2 protein-coding genes (1 of these 2 running past the window's edge) are annotated in these 13,156 nt (G+C 73.5%); both read right to left on the bottom strand.

Translation table 11 applies throughout. From position 1 onward, the window contains the following. Positions 1-10,067: the 5' portion of a non-ribosomal peptide synthetase gene (locus tag EV385_RS26120; protein ID WP_130511832.1), read on the bottom strand. Its footprint begins 364 nt before the window's first position; the window shows 10,067 of its 10,431 coding nt (coding positions 1-10,067); it begins with the start codon at positions 10,065-10,067; its stop codon lies off the left edge, out of view. Further along, positions 10,064-13,156 carry a non-ribosomal peptide synthetase gene (locus EV385_RS26115; protein WP_130511831.1) on the bottom strand — a complete coding sequence of 1,031 codons (3,093 nt, stop codon included), beginning with the start codon at positions 13,154-13,156 and terminating at the stop codon, positions 10,064-10,066. The genes EV385_RS26120 and EV385_RS26115 overlap by 4 nt, the downstream gene beginning before the upstream one ends.

The following is a 13,156-nucleotide window of genomic DNA, read 5'->3' as shown; positions in this document are numbered from 1 at the left end:
GCGACGAGCCGGTGGCCGTCCGGATCGTGGTAGTAGGCCCCGGCGGGCACTCCGTCGACCCGGCCCGGCTTGACGTAGAGGTAGGTCTGCACCGGGTAGGCACCGCCGGCCGAGGCGTAGAGGAATTTCGGCGCGCCGTCGACATCGCGCCGGACCAGGCTGTCGAGAAGGCCGGCCAGCATCGCCGGGGCGATCGGTGCAGGATCGAATTGCCGGGTGGAGCGGAAGCGTGCATAGCGGTCGTCGGTGCCGTCGGCCGTGCCGAGGGTGATGGCCGGCAGGGACTCCTCGACGTGGCGGCGACCGGCGGCGCGAGCCTTCAGCGCGGCCCGCTGCGCCGGGTCGTCGACCACCTTCGCGCCCTGCCGGGCGGTCGCGGCGATGCGGGTGTTGGCGGCGTCCTGCTGATACATGGCGAACAGCTCGGCGACGGTCGGGCCGCGCATGAACCGGGCCAGATTCGGGCGGAACTTGAGGTCCTGGTCGAGCGCGTTGGCGATACGCACCATGTCGATCGACGTGGCACCGAGCAGGAGCAGGTTGTCGTGCACGGGTACCGCGTCGCGGCCGAGGATCCCGGCGACGATCCTGGAGATCCGGGCGACGACGGGGTCCTGCGGGTCGGATACGTCCGGGGCCGGCGCGGCGGGCTCGGGCAGCCGCGACCGGTCGACCTTCGCGTTGGCCGACAGCGGCAGCGCATCGAGAAACGTGATCGTGGCCGGCACCATGTAGCCGGGCAACAGACCGGCCAGGTGCTCGCGCAGCTGCCCGGCCATGACCGAGCCGTCGGTGACCACGTAGCCGGCCAGGCGTTTGGCCTCCTGCGCGGCGCCGTACAGCTTGACGGCGGCGGCCCGGACCGCCGGGTGGGCGCGCAGCGCCACCTCGATCTCACCCAGCTCGATCCGGTAGCCCTGGACCTTGACCTGATCGTCCTCGCGGCCGAGGAATTCGATGGCGCCGTCGGGCAGCAGTCGTCCGAGGTCGCCGGTGCGGTACAGCCGCTCGCCGGTGACCGGGTGGGTGATGAACGCGGCGGCGGTGCGGGCGTCGTCGCCGCGGTAGCCCTGGGCCAGGCCGATCCCGCCGATGTACAGCTGCCCGGCGGCCCAGACCGGCCGGGGTGCCAGGGCATCGTCGAGGACGTGGAACGACTGCCCGGCCATGGCTGTGCCGTACGGGATGCTGCGGGCGGCCGGGTCGACGGCGCCGACCGGGTGGTGGATCGACCAGATCGACGCCTCGGTCGCGCCACCGAGGCTGTGTACGGCGATGCCGGGGCGCAGTGCCCGGACGCGGTCGGGCAGCGGCACCGGGATCCAGTCGCCGGACAGCATGGCCAGGCGCAGCGAGGCGGGGAGCGGGTGTCCGGCCTCGGCGTATTCGACGAGCAGTCCGAGCAGTGCGGGCACCGAGTTCCACACGCTGACCCGGTGGGTGTGCAGCCGGTCGAGCCAGTGCGCCGGGTCGCGGGCCAGGTCCGGTTCGAGCGTGACGACGGCGGCGCCGGCGCCGAGCGTGCCGAAGATGTCCCACACCGACAGGTCGAAGCTCAGCGCGGACAGGGCGAGCACCCGGTCGGTGGGGCCGACGCCGAATCGCTCGTTGACGTCGAGGATGGTGTTGACGGCGCCGCGATGGTCGATCTGCACGCCTTTGGGCCGGCCGGTGGAGCCGGAGGTGTAGATGACATAGGCCAGATCGGTCGCGGTGACGCTCACCGGGACCAGGGCGGGCCCGCCGGGGCTCACGTCGAGGTCGGGTCCGAGCACCAGGCAGGCCCCGGATTCGGCGACGAGCCGGTCCCGGCGCTCCTGCGGCCAGTCCGGGTCGAGCGGCAGGTAGGCGCCGCCGGCGTAGAGCACCGCGAGGGTGGCCACGACCTGTCGCCAGCCCCGCTCGGTGAGCACGGCGACGAGGTCGCCGGGGGCGACGCCCTGCGCCTGGAGCCGACCGGCCAGGTTCCGCGCCTCGGTGCGCAGCGCGGCGTAGCTGAGCCGGCGGTCGGCGGCGAGCACGGCGTCGGCGTCGGGGCTGGCCAGGGCCTGCCGGTCGAACAGCTCGTGCAGCAGCGGCCGGTCCGCCAGGTCGGCGGGCAGCACCGGCCGGGCGAGCGGAGCGGCCACCGGCAGCAGGCGGTCCACCGTGTACTGCCAGGCGGCCGGGTCGGCGAGGGTGCCGAGGAGGCCGCGGTAGGCGTCGAACATGGTGCCGATGAGGCCATCGGGGAACAGTTCGATGACGCTGTCCCAGTTGGTCAGCAGCCGGCCGCCGACCTCGGCGACGGTGTGGTCGAGCCAGACCTGCGGGGTCTGGGTGATGCCGTGCACGACCCGGCCGCCGAGCCCGTCGGCGAGGTCGAGGGCGGTGCCGTCGCCGACGTCGGCGAGCGTGCTGTTGAACACGATCGGCATGGCCGCCTGCGGGGTGCCGCGGGCCTCGGCGATGAGCCGGTTGACCCGTACCCCGCTCACCGCCGAGTGGTCGATGTCGTGCCACATCCGCAGTTGCACGGCGCGGGCCGCCTCGGCGAACGAGGCGGCCGGGTCGAGCGTCACCTCCACCAGCACCAGGGAGGTGAAGTCGCCGATGACCGCGTTGACGTCGGGGTGCAGCGGCAGCCGGTTGAACAGCGGCAGGCTCAGGGTGAACCGCGGGTGCCGGCTCCACCGGGCGAGCACCTGCGCGAACGCGGTGAGCAGCAACGCCGACGGGGTGACCGAGTGCTGCCCGGCAAGGTCCTTGAGCCGGCTCCACTGCGGCGCCGGGAATACCTCGTCGAAGCGGGTGAACCGGGGCGCCTCGATGGTCTCCGGCTGGCGGACCAGCGGCAGATCGGGTGCCAGGGCCAGGTCGGCGGCTCGTTCCCGCCAGTAGGTCAGGGCGCGCCGGTAGCGGGGGCCGTCGCGGTGGGTCCGCTCGGCCAGGACGTAGTCGCGGAAGGTGAGCCCGATCGGCGGCAGCTCGGCGGCGGGGTCTCGGTAGAACACGGTCAGCTCGTGTTCGAGCAGCCGGGTACTGGCCGCGTCGACGACAAGCGCGTCGAGGCTCATGTGCAGCCGGGTCTGTCCATCGAGGATGGTCACGGCGAACTCGAACAGTGGCCACTTCTCGGCGTCGAAGACCTGCGCGGCCATCCGGTCGCGGACCGCCGCGAGCCCGGCCTCGGCGGTCTGGGCATCGAGGCCGCGCAGGTCGGTGCGGGCCGGGCGGTACCGCGGGACGGCCGGTTGGACCTGCTGGGTGCCGTCGGGGTGGAAGACCGCGCGCAGCATGTCGTGCCGGTCGATGAGCCGGTTGACGGCCTCTTCGAACCGGTCCGGGTCGAATTCACCGAAGCGAATCTCGGTGTAGCCGTGCGCGCCGACTCCACCCAGCTCGATGGTGCCGCTGCGACCGACCCAGTATGCCTGCTGGATGTCGGTGAGTGGGAACGGCGCGAACCGCCCGGCCGGGTCGGCCGCGATCGGCGGTGGAGCATCCACACGTCCGGTCGCTTCCGCTGCGGCGGCGGCGAAGTCGGCCAGGACCGGCTGCTGGAACAGCGTGCGCAGGGACAGCCGGGCGCCGAGACGCTGCTCGACGATGTGCAGCAGCCGGGTGGCCAGCAGTGAGTGCCCGCCGAGGGCGAAGAAGTCGTCGTGGACGCCCACCCGGTCGCGGCGCAGCACCTCGGCCCAGATCCCGGCCATCCGTGCCTCGTGCTCGGTGCGCGCCGCGACGTAGCGCTCGTCGTCGCCGCCGGAGTCCGGTGCCGGCAGCGCCCGCCGGTCGACCTTGCCGTTGGCGGTCAGCGGCAGCCGGTCCAGGCGCACCCATCGGGTCGGCACGAGGTGCTCGGGCAGCGCCCGCCGCAGAGAGTCACGGGCCTGCTCGACGGTGGCGGTACCGGCGAGGTAGCCGGTCAGGTAGGCGTCGCCGTGCTCGTCCTCGTGGCGCAGCACGGCCGCCTCGCGCACCCCGGGCGCCTGCAGCAGGGCGTGTTCGACCTCGCCCAGCTCGACCCGGAAGCCGCGCACCTTCACCTGAGTGTCGGCGCGCCCGACATAGTCGATGACGCCGTCGGCGCGGCGCCGGGCCAGGTCGCCGCTGGCATACATGCGGCTGCCGGGCGGGCCGAACGGGTCGGGCCGGAACACGGCGGCGGTGGGGCCGGGCCGGTTGAGGTATCCGCGAGCGAGCCCGGCGCCGGCGATGTAGATCTCGCCGACGACACCGACCGGCACCGGTTCGAGGTGCTGGTCGAGCAGGTAGACGCGGGTGGCCGCGAGGGGTCGGCCGATCGGCGGCAGGGCGGGCCAGTTGGCTGCGTCGGCGACGGCGAGCGTGTGCTGGGTGGCGACGTGGGTCTCGGTCGGGCCGTACTGGTTGTGCAGGTAGGCGCCGCCGAGCCGGGTGAGCAGCCGGCGCAGGTCGTCGTTGACCCGCAGTGCCTCACCGGCGGTGACGATCTCACATCGGCCCGCCGCGGCAGTGGCCGGTTCGGCGGCTGCGAGGTTGGCCAGATGGTGCAGCACGGCGGCGGGCAGGAAGGCTCGCTCGATGCGCTGCTCGGCGATGAGGTCGCGCAGCTCGCCGAGATCCTTGCGGTGGGCGTCGTCGAGCAGCACCAGGGTCCCACCGGCGCACAGCGTGGTCCAGATCTCCTGGAACGAGACGTCGAAGCCGATCGAGGCGAACTGCAGCACCCGGGCAGGCACCGGGTTTTCCGGCGTGGCCTGGCGCAGCTGCCAGTCGATCAGGTTGTCCATCGCCCGCCAGGTCTGCGCCACGCCTTTCGGTGTTCCGGTGGTACCGGAGGTGTAGAGCACATAGGCGAGGTTGTCGTCGACCGGTGCCCGGCCCGCAATCGGAGCGTCGCCGAGCTCGTCGCCGACGGCGAGCACCGCGGGTGGGTCGTCGAGCGCGGCCGTGACCTCGGTCATCACCGCGTCGGTGGCCTTCTCGGCGAGCAGCGCCACGGGCCGGCAGTCACGCACGAGCCCGGCGAGGCGCCCGACCGGATGGTCGGGGTCGAGCGGGACGTAGGCGGCGCCGGCCTTGAGCGCGGCGACGACCGCGACGATCAGCTCGGGTGAGCGGCGCAGGCACAGTCCGACGAGCCGGTCGGGCCCAGCGCCGTGCCGCACGAGCCGCGCGGCCAGCCGGCCGGCCCGGGCGTCGAGCTCTTCGTAGCTCAGGGTTTGCTGCTCGAAGGTCACCGCGGCCGCGCCGGGTGCCCGGCGCACCTGGTCGGCGAACCGGTCACGGATCCCGCGCAGCGGCGGTGGTACCGGCCGGTTCCAGCCGGTGACGAGGCGCTCGCGCTCGGCCGCGTCGAGCAATGCCACCGCACTCAGTGGACGGTCGGGGCCCGCGGCCAGCCCGGCGAGTGCCGCACGCAGGTAGCCGGCCCACCGCTGCGCGGTGCCGGCGGTGAACAGGGCGGTGGCGTACTCGAGGGCGCCGGTGATCCGCCCGTCGTCCTCCTGCAGCGACAGGGCCAGGTCGAATTTTGCCGCGCTCCACGGTGCGGGCCGGTCGAGCACCTCGACGCCGGGCATGGCGACCGGCGCGTCGGCGGTGTGCTGCCAGGCGAACATCGCCTGGAACAGCGGGGTATGCGCGAGACTGCGCGGCGGGTTGACCAGCTCGACGACATGTTCGAACGGCAGATCCTGGTGGTCGAGCGCGGCCAGAGTCGCGTCCCGCACCAGCCGGACCAGGTCGGCGCCGGTGTACGGGCCGGTCAGGTCGATGCGCAGCGCGAGGGTGTTGACGAAGAAGCCGATGAGCCCGTCCAGCTCGGCGCGGCGCCGGTTGGCGGTAGGCGTGCCGACGACCACGTCGGCCTGCCCGGACAGCCGGGACAAGACGAGTGCCCAGCCGGCCAGCAGGACCATGAACAGGGTCGCGCCGGTGTCCGCGGCGAGCGCGCGCAAGGCGGTGGTCAGTTCGGCGTCGAGCTCGACCGGCACGGTGGCGCCGCGGAAGTCCTGTTCGGCCGGGCGCGGATGATCCAGCGGCAGCTCCAGCAGGGCCGGTGCGCCGTGCAGTGCCCGCAGCCAGAACTGCTCCTGCCGCCGGGCCGCTTCGCTGGTGATCCACTCCTGCTGCCAGGCGGCGAAGTCGGCGTAGCGGACCGGCAATGGCGCGAGGGTCTGCCCGGCGTAGAGGGCGCCGAGCTCGCGCAGCAGCACGCCGAACGACCAGCCGTCGGCGACGATGTGGTGCAGCGTCACCAGCAGCACACACTGGTCGGGGGCGAGCACGACCAACCGCCACCGGGCGGGCGGCCCGGCGACGAGGTCGAACGGGTCGGTCACGGCGGCGTCGACAAGTTCGGCGAGCCGCTGCTCGGCGTCGGAGCGTCCGGTGAGGTCGGTGACGGTCAGCTCCGGTGCCGGCCCGAGGTCCTGCAGCGGTTCCCCGGCCCGCACGACGAACCGGGTGCGCAGCGTGTCGTGCCGTTCGGCGAGCGCGTCGAGGGCCCGGCCCAGCGCGGGCCGGTCGAGCCAGCCGCGCATCTCCAACACCAGCGGCATGTGGTACGCCTCGGCCGCCCCGTCGAGCTGGGTGAGCAGCCACAGCCGGCGCTGGGCGAGGGACACCGGCACCGGCCCGGTCCGCCGAATCGGCGTGATCGGCGTCAGCGGTTCGGCGGTGCCCTGCGGGGCGAGCCGGGCGGCGAGCGCGGCGAGGGTCGGCGCGGCGAACAGGACGGCCGGTGGGAACTCGTGACCGAGGGTGGCGCGCACCTTCGCGGCGAGCCGCAGCGCGAGCAGCGAGTGCCCGCCGAGGGCGAAGAAGTCGTCGTGCCGGCCGACCCGTTCCACACCGAGCAGCTCGGCCCACAGCGCAGCCAGGGCGATCTCCAGCGGGCCGTCCGGAGCGGCGTACCCCAGCGGATCGGGCAGGCCCGGCACGGGCAGTGCGCGGCGGTCGACCTTGCCGTTCGGGGTGAGCGGCCAGGTGATGACGCGCACGAGGACGGCCGGGACGAGGTGGGCTGGCAGCGCGTCGGCGAGCCAGCGGCTCAGTTCTGGCACGTCCTGCCCGGCCCGGTAGTAGCCGAACAGGTTGCCGCCGTTGACGGTGACGACGGCGTCGCGGACGTCGGGGTGGGCGGCGATCCGGGTCTCGATCTCACCGAGCTCGATGCGCAGGCCGCGCACCTTCACCTGGTGGTCTCGGCGACCGGCGAACTCCAGCTGCCCGTCGGGCAGCCGGCGGGCCAGATCGCCGGTGCGGTAGAGGCGGTCCCGGGCGACGAACGGGCTGTTCCGGAACCGCTCGGCGGTCAGCTCGGGCCGGTTGAGGTAGCCGCGGGCGACCCCGGCGCCGCCGATGTGCAGTTCGCCGAGGACGCCGGCCGGCACCGGTTCGCCGCGCTCGTCGAGCAGGTAGATGCGGGTGTTGGGCAGCGGCCGGCCAATCGGCAGCCGCCGCACGGAGGACGGGTCGGCCGGCACGAGGTGGTAGGCGCTGTCGACGGCGGCCTCGGTGACGCCGTAGGCGTTGATGACGCGTACATCGGGGCCACACAGCCGCCGCAGCCGGGCCGCGTCGGCGGCGCTCCACACGTCGGAGCCGCACAGGATGGTGGTCAGGCCGGTGAGGTCGCCGCCGGTGTCCTCGAGGTGGTCCAGCAGCGGCAGCAGGACCGCCGGGACGATGTCGAGCAGGCCGACGCCGTGCTCGCGGATGGTGGCGTGCAGGGCGGCCGGGTCGGCCATCGTCTCGCGCGGGCACAGCACGAGGGTGCCGCCGAAGCCGAGGCTGCGGACGACGTCCGCGGTGAACACATCGAAGGCGAACCCGGCCAGTTGCAGGTGCACAAGGCCGGGGCGCAGATCGAGGACACGTTCCCAGGCCGCGGCGACGGCGAGGATGCCGCGGTGCTCGACGAGCACGCCGTTGGGCTTGCCGGTCGTGCCGGAGGTGTAGATGACGTAGGCGAGCGAGCGCTGAGTTCCGGCCGGCGCCAGGTCGGTGTCCGGGCCCTCCGCCCAGGTGAATGCATCGAGGTCGAGGCAGCCGGGAATTCGGCCGCCGGTGCTCAGCACGGCCACCGGAGTGCTGTCGGCGAGCATGTCGGCGAGGCGCTGCGGCGGATGGTCCGGGTCGAGCGGCAGATACGCGGCGCCGGCCTTGAGCACGGCGAGCACCGTGGTCACGGCCAGGGCGGAGCGGTCCAGGCAGACCCCGACGATGCTGTCCACACCGGCCCCGAGGCCGCGCAGGTGGTGGGCGAGGCGGTTGGCCCGCCGGTTCAGCTCACCGTACGTGAGCCGTTCGGTGCCGTCGACGACCGCGACGGCGTGCGGGTCGCGAGCGGCGTGGGCCTCGAAAAGCTGGTGCAGCAGCAGGTCCTTGGGCACTGCGATGCTCTCGCGGTTGCCGTCGTCGAGCAGCTGCCGCCGTTCGGCTCCGGTGAGCAGCCGCAGGTCGCGCACCGGACGGTCCGCGGTGCTCAGCTGGCCGAGTACGTGCTGCAGGTGCCCGGCGTACCGGCGCACGGTGGCCTCATCGAACAGCGCTGCGGCGTACTCGAGCTCACCGAAGACCCGGCCGTCACGTTCGAGCAGGCCGAGCGTGAGGTCGAACTTGGCCATCGCCCACGGCGGCTGCTGCGCAGTGACGGTGAGGCCGGGCAGATCGAGGCTGGTGCCGGTGACGTTCTCCCAGGCGACCATGCTCTGCACGATCGGCGGATACGCCGGGCTGCGCGGCGGGCTGATCAGCTCGACGACCCGTTCGAACGGCACGTGCTGGTGTTCGAGGGCGCCGAGCACGCTGTCACGCACCCGGTGAAGCAGGTCGCGCACGCTGATCTCGCCGTCGACGCCGACCCGCAGAGCGACGGTGTTGGCGTAGAGCCCGACGGCCGTCTCGTCCTCGGTTGTCGGCCGGTTGGCGACCGGGGTGCCGACCACGACGTCGGACTGCCCGGCAAGCCGGGACAGGACGACGAGCCAGCCGGTCAGCACGGTCATGAACAGAGTCGTGCCGGTCTCGGCGGCGAGCGCGCTCAGCGATGCGGTCAGCTCGGCGTCGAGGGTCAGCTCGATCATGCCGCCGGTGTAGTCCTGCTCGGCCGGCCGGGGCCGGTCGGTGGGCAGGTCCAGCAGGGTGGGCGCGCCGTCGAGGACCTTACGCCAGTACGCCTCGTGCTCGACCGCAACGGTCCGGCCGGCCGAGGTGACCGGCAGCCGCGGCAGCGTTTCGCCGCGGTACAGCGCACCCAGCTCGCGCCGCAGCACGGCCAGGGACCAGCCGTCCGCGACGATGTGATGCAGGGTCAAGGCGAGCAGGTGCTCGTCGGGGCCGACCACGATGAGCCGGGCCCGCAGCAGCGGCCCGGTCTCGAGGTCGAACGGGTCTGACGCAGTGCGCTCGAGGATTCCGGGTTCCAGGTCGTGGACGGTGAGCACGCCGGTGGCCGGCGGGTCGATGTGCTGCAACAGCACGCCGTCGCGCTCGGTGAACCGGGTGCGCAGGGCCGCGTGCCGGGCGACGAGGTGGTCGACGGCCCGGCTCAGCGCATCGCGGTCGAGCAGGCCGTTCAGCCGGTACACCAGCGGCATGTGGTAGGCGGCGGAGGCGGTGCCGTCGAGCCGGGCAAGGAACCAGAGGCGTTGCTGGGCAGGTGAGGCCGCGACGGTGCGCAGCCCGAGGGCGGCCGCGTACGCGTTGCGGAGGGCCTGCGGATAGGTGGCGGCGAGAGCGTCCGGGTCACCGGTGGCGTAGGCGTCGGCGAGCAGGCGGGCGTTGGCGGTGGTGTTCGCGGCGGTGAAGGCCGCGAGGTTCGCGTCGGTGCTGAGCGCGGCGTACGTCCTGGCGAACTCGACGGTTTCGGCCTCGGTGAAGTCGTTGTCGCTCGCGTAGCTCACGCCGCTGGCGTGGGCGACCGCCCAGGCGTCGGCGTAGCCGTAGGCCTTGTGGTAGACGGCGCGCAGTACCGGTTCCAGGGCGGCCTGCCACTGCTGTGCGGTCGAGCTCTTGCCGTACAGCGCGGCGAGACGGTCGGCGTCGGCCGGTGGCACGATCCCGGCCTCGACGAGGCGCGGCAGGTCGTCGATCATCGCAGCAGTTCCTCGACGTCGGCATCGGTGAGCACGTCGAGGAAGTCGTCCCCCGTCGGCACCTCGACGGCTTTCGCCAGGGCGGCCATCGTCGGGTTGTCGAACAGTGCCCGCACCGGCAGCTCGACGCCATAGCGGGCACGGAGGCGGGCCATCAGCTGCGCAGCGGTGAAGGAGTGCCCGCCGAGGACGAAGAAGTTGTCGTCGACGCCGACCGGGCCGGACAGGCCCAGCAGCTCACCGACCATCGCGGTCAGCTCCCGCTCGACCGGGGTCTCAGCGGCCCGGCCCGGCCCTTCGGCCCGGCCTGCGGCACCCCACTGCGGCTCGGGCAGCGAGCTCGGGTCGACCTTGCCCCGCTCGGTGCGCGGCAGCTCCGGGACCGTCACGAACGCGGCCGGGATCATGTACCCGGGCAGGAACCGGTGCAGGTGTTCCAGCAGACCGTCCGGCGGGTCACCCGCGCCGTCCCGCACGACCAGGTAGGCGGCGAGGCGCAGGTCGCCGCTCGGGCCACCGCTCGCGGTGACGAGGGCGTCGACGACACCGGGGTGGCGGCGCAGCACCGCCTCGATCTCGGCTGACTCGACCCGGAAGCCGCGCACCTTGAGCTGCCGATCGGCGCGGCCGAGGATCTCCAGCCGTCCGTCCGGGCGCCAGCGGCCCAGGTCGCCGGAGCGGTACAGCCGCTCGCCCGGAGTGAACGGGTCGGGCAGGAACTTCTCCGCCGTGAGGCCGGGCGCCCCGCGGTAACCGCGGGCAAGGCAGGCGCCGCCGAGGTAGATCTCGCCGGTGACCATCGGTGGGACGGGCCGCAGCTGCTCGTCGAGGACGTAGGCGCGGCTGCCGGGGAACGCCACGCCGACGTCGAGCGGCCCGGTGCGGTCGGTGACGACGGCGCCGGTGCAGTAGACGGTCGTCTCGGTCGGCCCGTAAAGGTTGCACAGCGCGACCTCCGGCCCCTCCATCAGGGCGGTGGCCAGGTCACGGGCGATCGCTTCGCCGCCCGTGACCCGCACCCGCACCGTGTCCGGCACGCCGCCGGCGGCGGCCAGCATGCGCCAGGTCGTCGGGGTGGCCTGCACGACCGTGACCTCGTCGGCTTCGAGCATGCGGCGCAGCAGCTGTCCGTCTACCGCGATGTCGTCGGGCACGACGACGCGCGTGGCGCCGGTCAGCATGGGCATCAGCTGCTCGACCACGGAGATGTCGAAGGCGAGCGTGGCCAGGATGGCCATCCGGTCGCCGGGCCGGATCGGCAGCAGGTCACGCAGCGCGAGCAGCAGCGCGCCGACCGCCCCCTGGGTGACGGTGACCGCCTTGGGCCGCCCGGTGGTGCCGGAGGTGAACAGCTCGTAAGCCGCGGCGGTCGGCGGTACCGCCACCGGCTCGGTTCGTCCCGCGAAGTCGGCCAGGTCTGCCAGGTCGAGCACGTGTTCTGCCTCGAGGTCGGACGTGAGCAGATCCCGGTGGGTGATGAGCGTCCGGACGCCGGCGTCGGTAAGCATGCCGCGCAGCCGCTCGACCGGGGCGGCCGGGTCGAGCGGCAGATAGGCCCCGCCGGTCCACCACACGCCGAGCAACGCCGCCAACGCCCAGGCCGAGCGGGGCAGCAGGATCGCCACGGTGTCCTGCACGGCGGAGCCCCGCTCACGCAGCGCGGCGGCGATTCGCTCGACGGTGTCCCGCAGGTCGCCGGTGCACGCCGGCGCCAGCAGCTCGGTGGCGGTGGTGTCGGCGGGCGCGGGCCGGGTGCCGGCTGGCCATGCCACGGTCACGAGGTCACGGGTCGCCGGGGTAAGAAGGTCCACATCGGACACGCGTACGGCGCTGTCCCGGGCCAGCTGCTCCAGGGTGAGCCGGATCGCGTCGGCGATCCGCCGGGCGCCGTCGGGGCCGAACAGGTCGGTGAGGTAGTTCAGCCGCCCGGTCAGCACGCCCGGGCCGTCGGTGACGGTCAGCTCCAGCTCGAACTTGCCGGTGCCGTTCGGAATGAGCTCCGGCTGCCAGCACAGCCCACCGGTGGCCGTGGCCGGCCACGGGTCCTCCACGGCGCAGAGCACCTGCACCAGGGGCAGCCGGGTGTGGCTGCGCTCCGGGCGGCACAGCTCCACCACCCGCGCGAACGGCACCTCCTGGTGAGCCAGGGCCCGCGTGGTGGCGGTGTGCACCCGGTCGACGAGCGTGGCCAGGCCGGGGTCGCCGCGCAGGTCGACCCGGACGGCGACGGTGTTGACGAACAGGCCGGCGACCGTCTCGGTCTCGGCGCGGGTGCGGGCCGAGACCGGTACGCCGATGAGCAACTCCTCGGCGGCGCCGAGGCGGGCCAGGACGGTGGCGTAGGCGGCGGCCACCACGGCGAACAGCGTGCCGGACCGTTCCCGGGCCAGCGACCGGAGCCGGTCGGCGGTCTGCTCGTCAACGGTGAACGCGACCTCGTCGGCGGCGAAGCGCTGCCTGGCCGGGTAGGGCCGTTCGACGGGCAGCGTCAGCTCGGCGGGCGCGCCGGCCAGCTCGGCGGTCCAGAACCGTTCGTCGTCGGCGAACCCGCCGGCATCGGCGTGCTCGAACTGCCACTGGGTGAAGTCGGCGTACTGCAGCGGCGGCTCCGGCGTCACGGCCCCGTCGGCCGCATAGTCGGCGACCAGCTCCTGGAACAGCTGCCGCAACGTCCAGCCGTCGGCGACGATGTGGTGCACGACGACGGCCAGCACGTGCCGCCGGGCGCCCAGGCGCAGCAGCACGGCCCGGGCGAGTGGCCCGGCGGCCAGGTCGAACGGCGTCGCGGCGAGCGCCCGGATCCGGTCGCGGGCGGTCTGCGGGTCGGCATCCTCGACGCGAAGCCGGGCGGCGGCGGTGTCCTCGTCGATGACCTGGACGGGCTCCCCGGCGTCGTCTCGCACGGTCGTGCGCAGCGCCTCGTGCCGCTGCAGGGCAGCGTCCCAGGCACGGGCGAGGGCGGCTTCGTCGAGCGGGCCGTCGAGCCATATCGCCCAGCCGATGACGTAGTTGGCCTGGCCCGGGTCGAGCCGGTCGAGCAGCCACATGCGCCGCTGCGCGTAGGAGGCCGGGAATTCGAACAACGCCAT

The organism is Krasilnikovia cinnamomea (assembly GCF_004217545.1).
GTDB lineage: Bacteria > Actinomycetota > Actinomycetes > Mycobacteriales > Micromonosporaceae > Actinoplanes > Actinoplanes cinnamomeus.
The sequence above is the reverse complement of the archived record's forward strand: the minus strand, read 5'-3'. Positions and strand labels throughout refer to the sequence as shown.